19 protein-coding genes are annotated in these 16,860 nt (G+C 71.2%); 14 read left to right on the plus strand and 5 right to left on the minus strand.

Going from position 1 to position 16,860, the window contains the following annotated elements; translation table 11 throughout:
- Window positions 1-575 precede the first annotated feature (575 nt).
- On the plus strand, window positions 576-857 hold the full coding sequence (locus tag amrb99_RS43380; RefSeq protein ID WP_347257113.1) for a type II toxin-antitoxin system RelE/ParE family toxin: 282 nt from the start codon (window positions 576-578) through the stop codon (window positions 855-857).
- Between the two features lie 93 nt (window positions 858-950).
- Complete coding sequence (locus amrb99_RS43385; protein WP_241756494.1) at window positions 951-1,181, plus strand: helix-turn-helix domain-containing protein; 231 nt, start codon at window positions 951-953, stop codon at window positions 1,179-1,181.
- Between the two features lie 209 nt (window positions 1,182-1,390).
- Here the strand turns inward: amrb99_RS43385 and amrb99_RS43390 are convergent, their stop codons facing one another.
- Both amrb99_RS43390 and amrb99_RS43395 read right to left on the minus strand, forming a co-directional pair.
- On the minus strand, window positions 1,391-1,591 hold the full coding sequence (locus tag amrb99_RS43390; RefSeq protein WP_190867664.1) for a DUF397 domain-containing protein: 201 nt from the start codon (window positions 1,589-1,591) through the stop codon (window positions 1,391-1,393).
- Window positions 1,588-2,400, minus strand: a complete 813-nt coding sequence (locus tag amrb99_RS43395) for a helix-turn-helix transcriptional regulator (protein ID WP_190867666.1) — start codon at window positions 2,398-2,400, stop codon at window positions 1,588-1,590. The genes amrb99_RS43390 and amrb99_RS43395 overlap by 4 nt, the downstream gene beginning before the upstream one ends.
- 97 nt (window positions 2,401-2,497) lie before the next feature.
- On the opposite strand from amrb99_RS43395, the gene amrb99_RS43400 reads away from it, so the two are divergent.
- From amrb99_RS43400 to amrb99_RS43410, 4 genes are all read left to right on the plus strand, one after another.
- On the plus strand, window positions 2,498-2,920 hold the full coding sequence (locus amrb99_RS43400; protein WP_347257114.1) for an ATP-binding protein: 423 nt from the start codon (window positions 2,498-2,500) through the stop codon (window positions 2,918-2,920).
- A 121-nt stretch (window positions 2,921-3,041) separates the two neighbouring features.
- Window positions 3,042-3,167 carry a hypothetical protein gene (locus amrb99_RS52845; RefSeq protein ID WP_277820217.1) on the plus strand — a complete coding sequence of 42 codons (126 nt, stop codon included), beginning with the start codon at window positions 3,042-3,044 and terminating at the stop codon, window positions 3,165-3,167.
- Window positions 3,164-3,949 (plus strand): methyltransferase domain-containing protein, encoded by a 786-nt coding sequence (locus amrb99_RS43405; protein WP_190867669.1) that lies wholly within the window; start codon window positions 3,164-3,166, stop codon window positions 3,947-3,949. The genes amrb99_RS52845 and amrb99_RS43405 overlap by 4 nt, the downstream gene beginning before the upstream one ends.
- 156 nt (window positions 3,950-4,105) lie before the next feature.
- Window positions 4,106-5,221, plus strand: coding sequence for a hypothetical protein (locus amrb99_RS43410; RefSeq protein ID WP_190867671.1), 1,116 nt, complete (start codon window positions 4,106-4,108; stop codon window positions 5,219-5,221).
- Between the two features lie 6 nt (window positions 5,222-5,227).
- On the opposite strand, the gene amrb99_RS51980 is transcribed toward amrb99_RS43410, so the two are convergent.
- Window positions 5,228-5,488, minus strand: a complete 261-nt coding sequence (locus tag amrb99_RS51980) for a DivIVA domain-containing protein (protein WP_190867673.1) — start codon at window positions 5,486-5,488, stop codon at window positions 5,228-5,230.
- Window positions 5,489-5,678: 190 nt separating this feature from the next.
- Here amrb99_RS51980 and amrb99_RS43420 point away from each other — a divergent pair, with 190 nt between their 5' ends.
- Window positions 5,679-6,635, plus strand: a complete 957-nt coding sequence (locus tag amrb99_RS43420) for an alpha/beta hydrolase (RefSeq protein ID WP_190867675.1) — start codon at window positions 5,679-5,681, stop codon at window positions 6,633-6,635.
- Window positions 6,636-6,705: 70 nt separating this feature from the next.
- Here amrb99_RS43420 and amrb99_RS43425 read toward each other — a convergent pair whose 3' ends face one another.
- Window positions 6,706-7,134 (minus strand): hypothetical protein, encoded by a 429-nt coding sequence (locus amrb99_RS43425; protein WP_190867677.1) that lies wholly within the window; start codon window positions 7,132-7,134, stop codon window positions 6,706-6,708.
- Window positions 7,135-7,469: 335 nt separating this feature from the next.
- Between amrb99_RS43425 and amrb99_RS43430 the strand changes: the two genes are divergently transcribed.
- The 7 genes from amrb99_RS43430 (at window position 7,470) to amrb99_RS43460 (ending at window position 16,404) form a co-directional block, all read left to right on the plus strand.
- The gene (locus amrb99_RS43430) at window positions 7,470-8,816 is read left to right on the plus strand and encodes a DUF6801 domain-containing protein (protein ID WP_190867679.1); all 1,347 of its coding nucleotides are present in this window, start codon (window positions 7,470-7,472) and stop codon (window positions 8,814-8,816) included.
- Window positions 8,817-9,095: 279 nt separating this feature from the next.
- Window positions 9,096-9,722, plus strand: a complete 627-nt coding sequence (locus amrb99_RS43435) for a hypothetical protein (protein ID WP_190867681.1) — start codon at window positions 9,096-9,098, stop codon at window positions 9,720-9,722.
- 181 nt (window positions 9,723-9,903) lie between these two features.
- Entirely contained in the window at window positions 9,904-12,504 is a 2,601-nt protein-coding gene (locus amrb99_RS43440; RefSeq protein ID WP_190867683.1) for a DUF6801 domain-containing protein, read from the plus strand.
- Between the two features lie 129 nt (window positions 12,505-12,633).
- The gene (locus tag amrb99_RS43445; protein ID WP_190867685.1) at window positions 12,634-13,800 is read left to right on the plus strand and encodes a DUF6801 domain-containing protein; all 1,167 of its coding nucleotides are present in this window, start codon (window positions 12,634-12,636) and stop codon (window positions 13,798-13,800) included.
- A 116-nt stretch (window positions 13,801-13,916) separates the two neighbouring features.
- Window positions 13,917-15,170, plus strand: a complete 1,254-nt coding sequence (locus amrb99_RS43450; protein ID WP_190867687.1) for a lipase family protein — start codon at window positions 13,917-13,919, stop codon at window positions 15,168-15,170.
- Between the two features lie 11 nt (window positions 15,171-15,181).
- On the plus strand, window positions 15,182-15,709 hold the full coding sequence (locus tag amrb99_RS43455; protein WP_190867688.1) for a hypothetical protein: 528 nt from the start codon (window positions 15,182-15,184) through the stop codon (window positions 15,707-15,709).
- Window positions 15,706-16,404 carry a hypothetical protein gene (locus tag amrb99_RS43460; protein WP_190867690.1) on the plus strand — a complete coding sequence of 233 codons (699 nt, stop codon included), beginning with the start codon at window positions 15,706-15,708 and terminating at the stop codon, window positions 16,402-16,404. The genes amrb99_RS43455 and amrb99_RS43460 overlap by 4 nt, the downstream gene beginning before the upstream one ends.
- Before the next feature lie 18 nt (window positions 16,405-16,422).
- On the opposite strand, the gene amrb99_RS43465 is transcribed toward amrb99_RS43460, so the two are convergent.
- A complete protein-coding gene (locus tag amrb99_RS43465; RefSeq protein ID WP_190867692.1) occupies window positions 16,423-16,821 on the minus strand; it encodes a hypothetical protein in 399 nt (132 codons plus the stop codon).
- Window positions 16,822-16,860: the final 39 nt, after the last annotated feature.

The following is a 16,860-nucleotide window of genomic DNA, read 5'->3' on the forward strand; positions in this document are numbered from 1 at the left end:
ACTGGCCCTGGCCCGCCGACGAGTGAACGTTCTGTGGGCACTTCTGCGTGACGGACGGTGCTATCAGCTCACACCACCGGTCACCGCTGCGGCTTGACAACAGCATTAGGAAGCGTCCTGCTCAGGACGCTCGACCACGATGCCGCCGCAGAAGAAAGAACCGGCACGGACGACAAGGTGCGGTCCTTTAACCGCGCGCCCTTGGGCGACTCCCACCTCAAGGGAGATCGGCTCGGACATGAGGGAACCCTTCAAACGGAGCAGCCGGTCGGGCCACGCCCTGCTAATGATGGAGCCCGCTCACGATAGGTCGAAGGCGAGGCGGCGCGCATTGGGCGCGGGGTCAGACGTGTTCGGCCCCGCTCCTGCCCTCCTCACGTGACCAGCGAGAACGCCTCGGAGCCGCACGGCCCGGAGCGTCTTCTTCGACAGCAACCGGCGCAGGCAGCGGGTCGGACGGGGTCACCGTGAATATGAGTCACAGGTTATATTTGCTCTGTGGCCTGGGATGTCATCCTCCTCGAACCGGTCGAAAGCTGGTTCCTCAAGCTGTGCGAGTCGGACATACCGCAGCGTTGATCGAGCAAGCCATCGACAGGCTGGCCGAGGTCGGGCCGACGCTTGGGCGTCCGCTCGTCGACACCCTGGAGCACAGCGACCTGCGCAACCTCAAGGAGTTGCGGCCCGTGAGCCGTGGCCGGTCGGAGAACCGCATGCTGTTCGTCTTCGACCCGGACCGCGCCGCGATCTTCCTTGTGGCCGGAGACAAGGCCGGACAGTACGACGAGGCCATCCCACTGGCCGAAGCCCGCTACGCCGAGTACCGGGCTGTGAAGGACAAGGAGGCCGGACGATGAGCACCGGACGCCGCTGGCAGGACATCAAGGCCGAAGCGCACCGCCGCAACCCGGAACTGGCCGAGCCCGAGCGGCAGGCTCGCGCGCGCCGAACTGGACCCCTACGTCGCCGGCCACCATCTCAAGGAACTTCGCAAGGCTGTCGGCAAGTCACAGGCCGAGGTCGCCCAGATTCTCGGCGTTTCACAATCCCGGGTCTCACAGATCGAGAACGGCGACATCGAAGCCATGGAGTTGGAGACACTCCGCGCCTACGCCACCGCACTCGGCGGACACGTGGACATCACCGTCAGCGTCGGCCCCCACTCCATTAAGGTCGCCTGACTCGCGAAGGCTGACAGCAGCAGCGACAGCAACAGCAGGCACCCACGCCTGCCACGGGCGCACACCGGCAGCCGATCAGGCTCGGCGATGCTTCGCCGGTAGGGGTGTGCTGTAGGCGGTTGATGGACCTGCGGGTACGGGCCTCGCCTTCGGCCGGCCCGCTTGTCACGGTAGGTCGAAGGCGAGGCGGCGCGCGTTGGCCGTAGGAGTTAGATGTTCAGGTCGCCGCGCTTCACCCGGGCGATGAGCTGGGCGAAGGTGTCTGGGGAGAGGGTGAGGTGACCGGCCTCTGGAGCTTTGCTGTCCCGGATTCCCCGTCCATCGGCGAGGAAGGCGATCTCAACACAGTCTTGACCTCCGCCAGCGCCCGAACCGCTGCGGCTGGATTTGCGCCAAACGGGCTCACTCACTTCATGGCCTCCATCAAGTCGCGCAGAAGACTCCGGGTGGAGTCTCGAGACAGAGAATCATCCCCTATCAGCTCATGCCGTAGTCTGTAGTCCCTGATCAGCTCCGGGTCCGATATGAGTCGGCCGCCTCCTACAGCAGCTGACCAGGCATGTTCCCCTCGCCCTATCCTCAAGATCGTGAATGAGCCGTCCACCCCGGCATGTGCCGCCTTGGCCTTGGGGAGCGCTCGAACGACGGTCCCCTTGCGATGGCTCAGCTCGAGCAGGTGGCCGAGTTGCGCGCGCATCACCTCGGGGCCTCCGACCGGGTCTTCGAGCACTGATTGCCGTACAAAGATCCGCACCTCAGGTGGTTCGGCGCGACTCCAACTTGCCTGACGTGCCATGCGCGCTGCGAGTGTCCCCTCGATGTCGTCGACCATCTGCGCGCCCTCGATCAGTGCACGGGCGTACTCCTCGGTCTGGAAGAGCGCATGAATCACGAGGGCGGAGTACACGTTGATGGCCTCAGCTCTTTCTTCGTACTTGGTGTAGGCGTTGAACCAGTTCGGGTCGTGCGCCGCTTCGGCGTAGCGGCGAAGTCGGGCAAAGTGCCCGCGAGTGCGCCAAAGTTGGTCAAGAATTTCGGCCTTCTCTAGCGGTACTTTCGACGTGCCCGATTCATAGTTCGAAACCGTGGAGCCGTCGACTCTCAAGATCTCACCGAGTTCGGCCTGTGAAAGGTTGCGCTCTAGTCGCCATATTCGCAGGTCAACGGCCATCCAATGCCAGGGGTTGTGGTCGGGGTTGAGGTTATCGATCTTCGGCATGCAAGATCCTTAACCTTGAATTTTCTGAAGGAAACGCGACAAGCCTAATCGGTGGCGGCACAGTGGGGAGCGAGTTCGGCCGGGAAAGGTGGGTGTTATGGACGGCAATTCGGGCATACGGGGTAATTCCTGTTCGCGGGACGAGTTCACGCTTCGTTGGCATGCCTATCCGGAGAGCGTGTATCTGACGCGGACGCTCGTCACGCAGGCGTGCGAGGAGTGGGGGCTCGCGGGACACGACTACGTGGGGCGGACGATCATGTCCGAGTTGGCGACGAACGCCGTGGTGCACGCCGTCGAGGGGCACGAGATCCAGGCGTGGGTGACGCGGCTGGCCGGCGCGATCGAGTTCCGGGTGTGGGACCCGTCGCACGCGCCGCCGGTCGTCCCGAAGGCGGACTTCGACGCCGAGGACGGCCGGGGCCTGATGATGGTCCGCTCCCTCGCGTCGGGCGGGTGCGGATACCGGCACCTGGACGGGGGCCTGGGCAAGGTCGTGTGGGCGCGGCTGGCCCTGTAGACACCCGCCCGTCCGGCGGGCCGGTGCCGCTCGTGTCCCCCCAGGGGCGGCGCATCGTTCCCCCACACCGCCGGGCGGGCGGGCCCATTTCGAGAAGAACAGCAATGGAAGGAGCCGATAGATGGGAAAGCATGGAAACCCGCAGGCCTGCGGGGCCTGCGGCGGCATGGGGTGGACGGAAGTCAGTCTCGACGGCAAGACGCAGAAGATCAACTGCGGCTCCTGCAATGGGACCGGTAAAGCGTGAGCGGGTTCGCCGGGCTCCCGCCCGTCGATCGCCGCCTGTTCATTCCGGAGACGGTGTGGGTGGTACGGGACGGCCGTCTCGTGACGCTCGCGCGGGCCGACGAGCCGGAGGAGTGGGAGCGGCTCGTGGAGGCGGACGAGCCGATCATCACGATGGTGAAGGACGGGGCGTGGCCCACGTCCTCTTCGACGGGGCCGTCGATGATGGCGCAGATGATCTGCGCGCTGCGTCTCGAAGCCGGTATGCGCGTGCTGGAGATCGGCACCGGGACCGGGTACAACGCCGCGTGCCTCGCGGAGTTGGGGGCCGTGGTCGTGACGGTCGAGGTCGATGGGGAGATGGCCGAGCACGCGCGGGCCGCGCTGCGGGCGGCCGGGCGTCCCGGCGTGGTCGTCATCGCGGGCGATGGGGAGGCCGGAGCGCCGTCCCATGCGCCGTTCGATCGGGTTATCGCGACCGCGGCGGCGCATACCGTCCCCTACGCCTGGGTCGAGCAGACCAAGCCGGGCGGGCTGATCGTGGTGCCGTGGGCCGCGACGTTCCATCCGGACGGGCCGCTGGCCGTGCTCACGGTGGGGGCGGACGGCACCGCCGAGGGACGCTTCACCGAACCGTCCTGGTTCATGCCGCTGCACGGCCAGCGACTGCCGCAGACGGTCCTTCACGAGACCAGGGAGCGGTGGCACGCGGCCGGGGAGCCGGAGGCGTCCCGGTACGGGATCACGGTGACGCCGGACGGGCAGAGCGTCTGGCTCGACGAGCCCGGCACGGTCGTCCGCTGAACGGAACCCCCGGGCCCACCCCGGGGGTTTTATCGCTTTCTTATAAAAAGCGATGGGGATTCCGCCGTGGCGGCGATTTCGCGGGCGACTCCCTTGTGAGAAGCCTGTGTTAACACGCACACTGGCCGAATATCGGCCTCAGTCTAAGGAGCGGCCATGGGGGCGCTTGCTCTTGCCGTCGCGGCACCGGTCGCCTATGTCGCGGGCTTCACGGTCTTCAAGGTCACGGGTCGCCGGATGCCGCGGCTCACCGGGGCCCGGTTCCTGCACACGACGTGGACGCTGGCGTCCAGCCCCGCGTGGCTGGTCGGGCTGGGCCTGCTGATCGGCGGGATGGTCGTGCAGAGCATCGTGCTGACGCGGATCCCGGTCAGCGCGGTGGTGCCGATGTACGGGCCGGTCATGGTGGTGCTGCTGCTCGTGGCGGTCACCAACTTCCGGGAGCGGGTGACGCCCGGCGAGCTGGGGGCGCTGGCGGTGCTCGTCCTGGCGCTGCTGGCGTTCGCGGCCGCGGGCGGGCTGCTGCGCGGCACGGTCCCGGCCGGGTCGGCCGGTCCGTGGGACCCGCACGCGCCGCTGTGGAAGGTCGCGCTGCTCATCGGGCCGTCGCTGGTGTTCCCGATGTGGCTGTTCGTCGTGCGCGACAGCCCGGTGGACGGGCGGCACGCCAAGCGCGTCACGGGCGTCGCGTTCGGGCTGGGCGCGGGGGCGCTCGTCGGGTGCGCGGAGAGCTCCGGCGCGGCCATCGCCCGGCTCCTGCGGCACGACCCGTCGGCGTGGCAGGAGGTGCTGCGGACGCCGCACCTCTACATCGTCGTCGTCGCGGGGCTGCTCGGGGCGGGGCTGGCGCAGATCGGGCTGCAGCGCTGCCGGCTGTCCGTGGTGATCATCATGCTGGCGGTCGGGTCCAAGGCGTCGCTCTGGCTCGGCGGGATCATGGTGTACGGGCAGCCGTGGCCGGAGACGCCCCGCAAGTTCGCGCTGTCGGCGGTGGGGCTGGTCCTGGCAGCGGCGTCGGTCTTCCTGATCCCGCGCCACGAGCGGGAGGAGCCCGCCGGGGAACCGGCCGGGGAACCGGCCGCCGAGGAGGCCGCCGTTCCCGAGCGGTCGCCGTTCGCCCCGCGGCGCGACGCGTGGGCCGCGCCGGTCCTGCCGGCTCCGGTCGTCGAGCCGCGGCGGGCCGTCCAGCCGCCGCCGGTGCCGCGCAGCGCGGCGGCGATGCGGTACGCGGCCCTGCGGAACGAGGCGGCCGGGCGGGGCGACCGGGCCTGAGACCGCTCACGGGACCTGCCCCTCGCGCGGCCACCGCGCGGCGGCCCGCGCCTCGTCGCGCTCCCGGATCAGCCGCGCCAGCTCGTTGGTCACCAGGTCGAGGAACGCGTCGACCTCCTCGACGGCGTAGCCCTGCGTGAGGCGGGTCGTCGCGAACTTGCGGTCCCGGACGGCCTGCGGGGTGATCCGCCGCTCGCCGTCCGCGTCGTCCGGGCCGCTGCCGAAGCCGGCCAGCCGGCTCTGCCACGCCGGTCTCTTCTTGCCCATGCGACCACTTAACACAGCCCGTCCGGGGCGGGGCGAGCGTTTCTCCGAAGGTGTTGCGGGGGTGCGGATTCCGAACCGTTTTCTTGAAGCCCGGTGAGCATTTTCCGGACGGTGCGGATTCCTGCTGTACGCTGCGCTGCGTCCATTTCCCGGGCGGTCGGGTGTGCGCGCCCCGCGCTGAGGAGTCCGCATGGAACGTGTTATCGAGCATCGTCCCGACACCAGTGGGAAGGCGCGCAGGTTCGCGCTTTTCATGAAGGTCTTCGTCCGGCCGGTGTTCTTCTACAGCCCGCTGACCCGGCTCATGCTGCGCCTCGCGGTCGTCCTGGACTGGGCGGCGCCGCTGCTGATGCGCCCGGAGCGCGGCACCCGCGTCGAACGCGTCGACCTGGACGGCTTCCACGGCGAATGGATCCGCCCCGAAGGCGCCGACTCCGGGCGCGTGGTGCTCTACCTGCACGGCGGCGGCTTCTTCTGCTGCGGCCTGCGCACGCACCGCGGCCTGGTCGCGAGGATCGCGTCGCGGTCCGGCGCGGTCGCCTTCTCCGTCGCCTACCGGCAGCTTCCCGGATCGTCCCTCGTCATCTCGATGGCGGACGCCCTCAACGCCTACGCATGGCTGCTGGAGCAGGGGCACGCGCCGGACGACATCGTCATCGCGGGCGACTCGGCGGGCGGCTTCCTCGCCTTCACCACCGCCCTCACCGCCATGGAGAACGGCCTGCCGAAGCCCGCCGGGATCGTCGCGCTGTCCCCGCTGGTGGACCTCGACCACGAGGGCCGCGCGTCCTACGAGTTCACCCGCCGTGACGCCTACGTGCCCGTCCACCGCCTGAAGAAGCTGAACCGCCTGCTCCTCGCCGGGATGGACCCGGGCCCGCTGCCGTCCCCGTGCGACCGGGACCTGCGGGGCCTGCCGCCGGTCCTCATCGTCGCCGGCTCCCGCGAGGCGCTCCGCTACGACGCGGAGCTGATGACGGAGCGGCTCGCCGCCGCCGACGTCCCGCACCGCCTCCAGATCTGGGAGAACCAGGTGCACGTGTTCGCGGCCTTCGCCGGTGCCGTCCCCGAAGGGCACGAGGCCATCAAGGAGGTGGCCGCCTTCATCCGCGAGATCACTCCCCGGGCCGCCGGCACCGCCGCCTGACCGGCCGGGCACGCGTCGGCGCGGTGCTCGGGCGGCCCGCCTCGCACCGCGCCGATCCGCGCGGCCAGGATCAGGGCGTGGAGAACGCCTTCATGCAGGCCAGCAGGGCCGTCTGAGTCTTGGTCTTGTCGGCGCCGGGCGGGGGCGTCCAGGTGCTCACGTTGTCGGGGACGTCGACGCCGTGCGCCCGCATGCACCGGGCGAACGCGGTGACGGTCTTGGACGGCGCGGTGGTCGGCCTGGTCACCTTCGGGCCGGGCCTGGGCACGGCCGGTGCGGAGGTGGGGGCGGTGGCGGTCGGCGTCGGCGTCGACGCGGGCGGCGTGCCGCCGTCCGGCGACGCCGCGCCGCCGGACGCGGCGGGGGAGCCGAGGGACACCGGGGGCGGTGCGGACGCGGCGCCGTCGCCCCCGCCGTCACCGCCGCCGCAGCCGGCGGCGGACAGAAGCGTCGCGGCGAGCAGCAGCGCCGCCACCGCCGGCCGGGTACGAGCTGGCATCGGCTTCACCTCGGGTCCTTCGGATGAGACGTCGGCGGCCCCGCGCCGCGCGGCGGCCGGGGAAAAGCCATTATCGTCCGCCCCGGCGAGCGCGCCTTATCACTCGGATAAAGTTCGGGAACGCGCGCTTGTCAGCCGGTTGACAAGCATTTCAAATGATCGGCCGATGCTCATCGGAGTATGAACAAGGCTTTTCCTTGCGCGCTGGGTGAGCAATTTTTCCGGTCGTCTTGTGCGGCCGCGTTCTTTCGTGGTCCCATCCGGTCCCGGGCTCGTGACAGGCGCGTTACGCGACCGCCGGCGGGCCGGACGGACGATCTCCGATGGGTGGGGCGATGATCAGTGTGCGCGCACGTCGGGCCGGCCGCCTGATGGCGGCGGCCGGGGCCGGCGCGCTGCTCGCCGCCGGCCTGAGCGGTGCCGGGGCCGAGGCCACGGGCACCCAGAACGCCGACCTCACGGTGTCGTACCAGTGCGCGTTCCCCGCCGGGCCGCAGCAGGTGAGCGTCCGCTACCGGGCGCCGTTCCCGGCGTCGGCGCGGCCGGGCGAGCAGGTGCGGCCGGGCGACGCGACGGCGACCCTGACCGTCCCGCGCGCCGCCCTTGCGGACCTCGACGCGGCGAAGGTCGGCGGGACCGTGCAGGTGGCGGCGCAGACCACGCAGAACGGGACGGCCGCCAAGGCGGACTGGCCCGCGTTCACCGTCGAGCCCGCGGCCGTGCCCGGCGACGGCGAGGGGGACGTGACGCTCACCGCGTCCGGGCGGCCCGCCGCCGCGACCGCCGGGCCCTCGGGCACCCTCTCGTTCAGCCTCGGCGAACTCGACCTGGGCCTCGGGCCCGCGCCCGCGCCCGCCGCCGGCGGCACCAAGGAGACCCCCGTCGCCTGCACCCCCGCGCAAGGACAGGCGCGGGTCCTCGCGGCGGTCCCCGTGGTGGCGGACGGCACCGCGCCCGCCCCCGCCCCGTCCCCCAAGGCGACCGCGGCGGTGCCCGCGGGGGAGGCCCCGCCGGACTGCCAGGACCTCAAGGAGCCCGGATGGCTGATCTCCGGCTGCGTCTACATGAACGGCTTCGCGAACGTGCGCAAGCTCGACGGCGCGACCGTGCTCAATGACCCGGCCGCCCCGAACCCGGCGCTGACGAACGTCGAGTACAACATCGTCCCGAACCTGCCCACGGGCACCGGGACGGACGTCCGCTTCCGGTTCCACGAGCCGCTGCGCTCGAAGGCGACCTTCCTGACGTTCGGCTTCATGCCCACGACGGCCACGATGGAGATGGACCAGGTCGGGCTCGGCACGGAGACCTCCGCGCCGTACGAGAAGGGCCAGACGCGGCAGCGCGTCCAGGCCCGGATGCGCGTCACGATCCGGCTGTACGACGTGACGGTCAACGGGACGCCGCTGGACGTCGGCGCGCACTGCGCGTCCGACCGGGCGGTGGACATCGAGCTCGGCGACGCCCCCGGCGCCGACATCACCAACATCGTCAAGGGCGGGACGCTCCACGGCTCCTTCGAGATACCTCCCTTCAAGGGATGCGGGTCGGGAGAGAACCTGGACCCGCTTTTCACCGGCGCCGTTTCGGGGCCCGGAAACTATCTGAAGGTCAGCCAGGGAACCATCTGCGGCCGCGCCGCGGCCACCTGCCCGCCGGCAATGCCGGAACTGAAGAGATAACGGCTCGCCTGGCCCGGCGGCCAGGGAAAGACATGCCCGTCGAACGGACATCATGCCTGCTCAGCATGCCCGAAAAAGCGTTGTCATTCAACAATAAAGGCCACGTGAGGCGGCGATTGAAACGTCTCAGAATTTGTCATCGGCGTCCGATGACGAATGCGGTTGACGGCGAGTAGCTTACCGGCGTAACACCACGGAAAACGGTTCTCAGGAGGTGATGCGGTATCGGGGGTGAGCAGCACATCGGATAACCGCGTTTCAGAGAATCGAGAGGTACCAGTGAAGACCACCAAGAACACCCGGCGCAGGGGCGGGATGCTCGCCGGCGCGGCCATCGCGCTCGGCGCCGCCGCCATCGCGTCGGCGATGCCGGCCTCGGCCGCCGCGCCGATCCACTACTCCTTCGACCTCAAGGGGTCGTCGTTCATCAAGGCGCCGAACGGCACCACCGCCCTCACCGGGAGCGTCGAGGCCGACCTCGACGTCACCAAGCCCGCCGACAACGTCACGGCGGACCTGACGCTGAACCCGACCAAGGGCAACTTCCAGATCCTCGGCATCCTGCCGGTGACCGCGGACATCGCCTTCGTCCAGCAGGGCAAGACCACCGGCACCTACGCCAACAGCGAGCTCACGACGGACTCCAAGATGTTCGTCAAGCTCGGCTCGTTCAACGTGTTCGGGGCCATCCCGATCGGCGGCGGCGACCAGTGCCAGACCACCCAGCCGTCGGACATCGTCCTCAAGTCGGACGGCAAGTTCATCCCCTCCAAGGGCGGCACGCTCAAGACGAGCGACTACTCGCTGTCCTCCATCGACAACTGCGGCCCGCTGACGGGGATCCTCAGCCTCTTCACCGCCGGGTCCGGCAACACGATCTCGCTCGACCTCACCGCCAAGGCGTAGTCCACGCCAAGGCGCGGTCACCGCCAAGGCGTAGGCCCCGGCCTCGCCTGGCCGACGGCGTCGCCCCCGCCTCCCCGCCGGCGGGGGCGGACCCGTCACCGCACGTCGCGGACCCGGTCCGCGGCCCGGCATGCCCCCCCAACCTCACGCACACGAGAGGTACGAGGTGAAACCGAAGAACATGTCCCGAAGAGTCAGGACCGGTACGGTCCTCGGCTCCACGGCGGGCCTGATGCTCGCCATGGCGAGCGTCGTGGCGGCGCCGGCGGCGTCCGCCGACGCCGGCCTGACCCTCAAGTACCGGTGCAGCTACCCGCTGATCGGGCAGCAGGACCTCAACGTCGCGATCTCCACCGACATCCCGGACAAGGTCGCGCTGAACACCCCGTCGCCCACGATCAACATCAAGGCGGTCTCGACCGTCAGCGCCGACACCACGTTCGGCCTGTGGACGACCCTCACCAAGAAGCTGACCGGCACGGCGAAGGCGCAGGCGTCGCTCGTCGCGCCGCAGTACCCCAGCGGGCTGCCGCTGAAGCCGAACATGACGCTGGCCGACGCGAACGTCCCCGACTCGGGGCCGTTCGACATCACCGCCACCGGCACGCAGGTGCCGCTGACGTTCAACAAGGCCGGCTGGGCGCAGATCACGGTCGGCAACCTCGACCTGGCGATCAGCCCGCTCGGCGCGGACGGCAAGCCCACCGGGCTCGGCCAGATCAACGCGTCCTGCAAGCAGCTGCCGGGGCAGAACAACGTCCTGAAGCAGTTCCTCATCGACGACGGCACCAACCCGCCGAAGCCGGACCCGGTCCCGGGCAAGTACCCGGCGCCGAACCCGGTGCAGACCCTCGCGGGCGACCTGCCGACCTCGCCGGAGAAGTCGCTGCAGTACACCTGCCCGTACCCGCTGGTGGGCGACGGCGACCTGACCGTCAAGGTCAAGTCGAACTTCCCGACCGAGGTCCCGGTGAACACCACCGCGCAGGACTTCATCTCGCAGGCGATCCAGGTGACGTCCGTCTCCACCGTTCCGGCGGACGTCAACGAGAACGGGCTCCAGCAGCTCGGCGCCGTGCAGATGGACGGGACCGCCCTGGCGCACCCGACCATCACGGTCCCGGAGATCGCCAACCCCGTGCCGCTGCAGATGGCGCTGAAGCTCGACAAGACGCAGGTGCCCCCGACCGGCCCGGTGTCGATCAACGGCCCGGGCAAGGCCCCGGCGCTGTCGTTCACCAAGACCGGCGCCGGCAAGGTCGCCCTGGACGACATCGACATCCAGAACTTCACGACCTACGACGCCGACGGCAACCCCGCCAACCTCGGCGACTTCACCTGCCACCTGAAGTCCGGGCAGGACAACACCCTGTTCAGCTTCACGATCAAGGACGGCGGCACGACGACGCCGCCCGACGCGACGGCTCCGTCCGTGCCGGCGAACGTGAGCGGCACGGCGACCGGTGGCTCGGTGGCGCTGAAGTGGGACGCCTCGACCGACAACGACGGCGGCTCGGGCGTCAAGGGCTACTACGTGACGGTGGACGGTAAGAAGGGCGACCTGGTGACGGGTACGTCCACGACCGTCTCCGGTCTGGCGGACGGTGACCACACCTTCGCGGTGTCGGCCGTCGACAACGCGGGCAACGAGTCCGCCGCGTCGGCTCCGGTCACGGTGAAGGTCGCGACGGGCCCCGGCCCGGACAAGACCGCCCCGTCGGTTCCCGCGAACGTCAAGGGCACGGCGAACAACGACTCGGTCGCGCTGTCCTGGGACGCCTCGACCGACAACGACGGTGGCTCGGGCGTCAAGGGCTACTACGTGACGGTCGACGGTAAGAAGGGCGACCTGGTGACGGGTACGTCCACGACCGTCTCCGGCCTGGCCGACGGCGACCACACCTTCGCGGTGTCGGCCGTCGACAACGCGGGCAACGAGTCCGACCCGTCCGCGCCGGTCACCGTGAAGGTCGCGACGGGCCCCGGCCCCGACAAGACCGCCCCGTCCGTCCCGGCGAACGTCAAGGGCACCGGGTCCGACGACGGTTCCGTGGCGCTGACCTGGGACGCCTCCACCGACAACGACGGCGGGTCCGGCGTCAAGGGCTACTACGTGACCGTGGACGGCAAGAAGGGCGCCGCCGTGGTCACCGGCACCTCGACCAAGGTCACCGGCCTGGCCAAGGGCGACCACACCTTCGCGGTGTCGGCCGTGGACAACGCGGGCAACGAGTCCGACGCGTCCGCGCCCGTCACGGTGACCGTGCCCGGCACGCCGACCGGCGGCGGCGCGGCGTTCACGCTGTCCGGGTCGTCGACCATCAAGGGCCTGAACGGCAAGGTCGCGCTGAACGGCGCGGTCAACGCCACGGTCGACGGCGGCGGCAAGGTCTCCGCGGACCTGACGCTGAACCCGACCACCGGCACCTTCTCGCTGTTCGGGTTCATCCCGGCGACCGCCGACATCGCCTTCGCCCCGCAGGGCAAGACGACCGGCACCCTGTCGGGCACCACCCTCAGCACCGACACCAAGACCGTCGTCAAGATCCCCTCGATCAAGGTGTTCGGGATGGACCTCGGCGTCGGCAGCACCTGCCAGACGAGCGCCCCGGCCGACATCCCGCTGAAGTCCACCAACTTCAGCGTGGCGGGCGGCGGGACGCTCACCGGCACCTACACCCTGCCCGGCCTGACCGGCTGCGGCTTCCTGACCCCGCTGGTCAGCGCGCTGGCCGCCGGCCCGGGGAACACGATCGACCTGAAGGCCGCGCCGAAGAAGTGATCCTCCGGCAGTGACCGAACGGTCCTGATTCCGGCCCCCGCCGCTCTTCCAGGGACGGCGGCGGGGGCCACCTCCCCGCACACGCATCCCCCCGCATCCCTCGCAGGACGAGCACCAGGAGAGACAGCAGTGAGAGCCACGAGGAGAACGGCCGGGCGAACGGCCGGGCGGACGGCCGGGAACGCGGCCGTCGCGTGCGCCGTCGCGCTCGCGTCCGGCGCCGCCGCCCTCGCCGGGACCGCGGCGCCCGCCGCGGCCGACCCGGTCTCGCTGACCCTGGGCTACCACTGCGTGTTCCCGCTGATCGGCCCCGAGCCGGTCAGCGTCAAGATCAGCACCGATGTGCCGAAGACCGTGGTCAGCGGACAGCAGGTGCCGGGGTTCACGGTGGACTCCGTCTCCACCGTCAGCGCCGGCTCGACCCGCGGCCTGGCCGCCGTCGGGACCGCGAAGCTCGACGGCACCGCGCTGGCGAAGGCGTCGATCACGGTGCCCGACGTGCCGTCCGGGCTGGCCGTGCCCGTCACCTCGAAGCTCGACACCACCGCCGTCCCCGCCGAGGGCGCCTTCGACGTCCACGCGCGCGGCACCACCGTCCCGCTGACGTTCCGCAAGACCGGCAAAGGGACGATCCGCGTCGGGGACCTCGTGCTCACGCTGACGCCGTCGATCGCCGACGGCGGCCCGTCCGGGCTCGGCACCTTCGAGTCCGAGTGCACGCAGGACCCCGGGCAGGACGATGTGCTCGCGACCTTCGACGTCGTCGACTCCACGCCCGCCCCGACCCACCACGACTACACGGTGCGGGGGACGGCGGCCGTCAAGGCGGGCGCCGGGACCGTCCCGCTCAACGGCTCCCTCAGCGCCGACATCGACCCGGGCACCGGGAACGTCACCGGAGCCCTCGACCTCGACCCCGCCACGGGCGCCCTCAAAGCCTGGGGGTTCCTGCCCGTCACGGCGGACGTCGCGTTCGGGCGGCCCGCCGCGACCACCGGGAAGCTGGCCGGCGGCGAGCTGACCGCCGACGCCGCGCTGGACGTGCGAGTGGCGTCGTTCGCGGTGTTCGGGCTTCCGGTCGGCGGCGGCGATCAGTGCCGGACGGCCGCGCCCGCCGACGTCCCGCTGGACTCCGGCGGCCCCTTCGACCCGGCGCTGGGCGGACGGCTCGCGAGCACCGGCTTCACGCTTCCCCCGCTCCAGGACTGCGGCGTGCTGACCGGGCTGCTCGGCTCGTTCACCTCCGGTCCCGGCAACACGGCCGACCTGACCCTCACCCCGAAGGAGCAGGGCTGATGCAGGTCCGCACGCACCCCGCCCGCCGCAGGCGCCCCGCCGTCGACGCGCCTTCGAGCGCCGGTGCGCACGCTGCCGGCGCGCCCGCCGCTCGTCGCATGCGCCGTGTACGCCGCATGCATCATGTACGGCTCGTCGCCGCACTCGCGGCGTTGACGGCGTTGACGGCGGCCACCGCCGGGACCGCCGAGGCGGCGCCCGCCCGTCCCGTCGCCGCCCCGTCCGGCCTCGCCGCGTCCGACCCGGCTCCGCCCGGCGATGCCTTCTACACGCCGCCGGACCCGCTGCCCGCCGGCGCGCCCGGCGACGTCATCCGGTCCCGGCCGTCGAAGGCCGGCCCGCCCACCGCCCGCAGGCTGGCCGACGCCTGGCAGGTCATGTACCTGTCCACGGACGCGCTCGGCAGGCCGGACGCGGTCACCGGGACGGTCCTGGTCCCGAAGAACGCGGACCGGGCGAAGGCGCCGATCATCGGCTGGGGGCCCGGCACCAGCGGCCCGGCGTTCCAGTGCGCCCCGTCCAAGTTCATCGACGAGGGCGCCTTCTACGAGCAGTCCGCGCTGAACGAGATGCTCCAGGCCGGGTACGCGGTCGCCGTCCCGGACTACGAGGGCTACCACGCCGACCCGAAGACCACCTACGTCGCCGGGAAGTCGATGGGGCCCGCCCTCATGGACGCCGTCCGCGCCGCGCAGCGGCTGCCCGACGCGGGCCTGTCGAAGGACGCGAAGGTCGTCTTCCGCGGCTACTCGCAGGGCGGCGGCGCCGCCATGTGGGCGGGGCAGCTCCAGCCCGCCTACGCGCCGGAGCTGAACCTCGTCGGCGTGGTCGGCGGCGGCGTCCCCGCCAACCTCGCGCTGGTCGCGCTCGGCCTGGAGGGCAAGAAGCCGTTCGGGTTCCTGCTCGACGCGCTGATCGGCCTCGACAACGCCTACCCGGAACTGAATCTGGCCTCCTATCTCAACGACGCCGGAAAAGCCGCCGTCGCCGGAATGCAGCAGCACGACTGCACCCTCGAACTGCTGCTGAACTATCCGGGCAAGAAGGTGGCCGACTACTTCACCACGAACCCGCTGGGCACGAAACCGTGGGCGGACCGCGTCACCGAGAACCGGCTCGGCGGAACGCCCATCAAGGTGCCCGTCCTGCAATACCACTCCGACGCGGACGAGATCGTCGCGTTCAATCAGGCGAACACGCTCAGGCAGCAGTACTGCACCGAGGGCGTTCCCCTCACCTGGAAGGTGTGGAACGGCCTGAGCCACATCACGCTCGTGTACCGCGGAAACGCGGACGCCATGGCGTTCATCGCGGACCGGCTCGCCGGGAAGCCCGCGACCTCGAACTGCCCCACCACCCCGAGTTCCTGAAGGAGAGTTCGATGATTCGGCGATTGATCATCGGCACCGTGCTCGCGTCCGTGACGGCCGCGGCCGCCGCCGGCTGCGGCGGAGACAAGGCCAAGCCGGAGGTCGCGTGGGCCGGGAAGGTCTGCGACGGCGTCACCGCGAGCGGCGCCGGCCTGTCCTTCCCCCAGATCGACCCGAAGGACGGCGCGAAGTCCGCCAAGGCCCTCGCCGGCTTCCTCACCGCCATGGAGAAGCGGCTCCAGAGCATGGAGACCCGGCTCCAGGGCGCGGGCGCGCCGCCCGTCGACAACGGCCAGGCGGCCCTGAACACGGCACTGGCCAACCTGCGCGGCACCGAGTCGGCGGTGCGGACCGCGTCCACCGGCCTCGCCAAGGCGAAGGTGACCGACGCGAAGTCGTTCAAGGCGGCGGTCACCGAGGCGGGGCAGGCGATGCAGAAGGTGCAGACCTACCAGGGCCCCACCAAGGACCTGCGCACCGACCCGGCCCTGGCCAAGGCGTTCGACCAGGCCGGCTCGTGCAGGACGCACCAGCTGTGAACGCCGAGGCCAGGAACACCGAGGCCAGGAACACCGAGGCCAGGAACACCGAGGCCAGGCGCACCGAGATCAGGGGCACCGCGATGGCGCGCCGCGCGATCGCCGGCCTCGTCCTCGCGTCCCTCGCCGCCGCGCCGCTGGCCGGATGCAGCGGCGACGACGGCGGCGGCCCGGGCACCACGGCCGCCGCCGCGCCGACCGCCACCGGTTCGGCCCCCACGACGAAGGCGGAGCCGCGCCGGAAGGCGACGCGGGCGACCGTCGCCTGGGCGGGACGGGTATGCCGCGCGATGCCGCCGGGCATCACCGACTCCCCGCTGCCCAAGATCAAAGCCCAGGACGTCGCCGCGTCCGAGCGCGCCATCGCCGCGTACATGACCGGGATGGCGAAGCGCCTCGACACCGTGCGCACCCGGCTCCAGCAGGCCGGATCGCCGCCGATCGCGGACGGGCGGACCGTGCTGGACGCGACGCTCAAGGACCTGGAGACCACCGGGCGGCAGCTGCGGGACGCGGCGTCCGGGCTGCGCACCGGCCGGGTCGGCACGCCCGAGTTCCGGACGGCGCAGGCGAACGCGGGGGCGGCGATGCGCCGGCTCGGCGGCTACCGGCCGCCGACGAAGGCGCTGCGCGCGTCCCCCGCGATCGGCGACGCCTTCACCCGCGCCGCCCCCTGCGCGAAGCCCGGCGTATGAGGGCGGGCGGACGCGCGGTCACTTCGCGCCGGCGGACTTCATGCACGCGAGGAGGGCGCCCTGCATGCGGGTGTCGCCCGGGCCGGGGGTGGGCTGCCAGTGGCTGACGTCGTCGGGGACCTTGACGCCGTGTGCGCGCATGCACGCGACGAACTCGTTGACGACCTTGCTCGGCGCGGAGGAGACCTGCGGGGCGCCGGGGGACGCGGCGGAACCGCCGCCGCCCCCGCCGGAACCGCTGCCGGACGGCGCGCCGGACGGGGCGCCCGGCGTGCCGCCGCCGGACGGGGCCGCGGAACCGGCCGGGGTGGGCGGGGCGGACGCGGACGACGGGCCGCCGCCGTCGTCACCGCCGCCGCAGGCGGTGAGGGAGAGCGCCGGCGCGAGCAGCAGGACTGCGAGATGACGTCGGTTCACTTCGGTTCCTTCCCGCGGGGTGGGCCTTGACGATAGCCG

Origin of the sequence: Actinomadura sp. RB99, from assembly GCF_014706005.1 — a bacterium.
Classification (GTDB): domain Bacteria; phylum Actinomycetota; class Actinomycetes; order Streptosporangiales; family Streptosporangiaceae; genus Spirillospora.

What these genes read in the sequence shown, in the direction of transcription:
- amrb99_RS43395 (WP_190867666.1), bottom strand. Translation starts at nt 2,400, where the DNA reads ATGCCGAAGATCGATAACCTCAACCCCGACCACAACCCCTGGCATTGG.
- amrb99_RS43400 (WP_347257114.1), top strand. Translation starts at nt 2,498, where the DNA reads ATGGACGGCAATTCGGGCATACGGGGTAATTCCTGTTCGCGGGACGAG.
- amrb99_RS52845 (WP_277820217.1), top strand. Translation starts at nt 3,042, where the DNA reads ATGGGAAAGCATGGAAACCCGCAGGCCTGCGGGGCCTGCGGCGGCATG.
- amrb99_RS43410 (WP_190867671.1), top strand. Translation starts at nt 4,106, where the DNA reads ATGGGGGCGCTTGCTCTTGCCGTCGCGGCACCGGTCGCCTATGTCGCG.
- amrb99_RS51980 (WP_190867673.1), bottom strand. Translation starts at nt 5,488, where the DNA reads ATGGGCAAGAAGAGACCGGCGTGGCAGAGCCGGCTGGCCGGCTTCGGC.
- amrb99_RS43420 (WP_190867675.1), top strand. Translation starts at nt 5,679, where the DNA reads ATGGAACGTGTTATCGAGCATCGTCCCGACACCAGTGGGAAGGCGCGC.
- amrb99_RS43425 (WP_190867677.1), bottom strand. Translation starts at nt 7,134, where the DNA reads ATGCCAGCTCGTACCCGGCCGGCGGTGGCGGCGCTGCTGCTCGCCGCG.
- amrb99_RS43430 (WP_190867679.1), top strand. Translation starts at nt 7,470, where the DNA reads ATGATCAGTGTGCGCGCACGTCGGGCCGGCCGCCTGATGGCGGCGGCC.
- amrb99_RS43440 (WP_190867683.1), top strand. Translation starts at nt 9,904, where the DNA reads ATGTCCCGAAGAGTCAGGACCGGTACGGTCCTCGGCTCCACGGCGGGC.
- amrb99_RS43450 (WP_190867687.1), top strand. Translation starts at nt 13,917, where the DNA reads ATGCATCATGTACGGCTCGTCGCCGCACTCGCGGCGTTGACGGCGTTG.
- amrb99_RS43455 (WP_190867688.1), top strand. Translation starts at nt 15,182, where the DNA reads ATGATTCGGCGATTGATCATCGGCACCGTGCTCGCGTCCGTGACGGCC.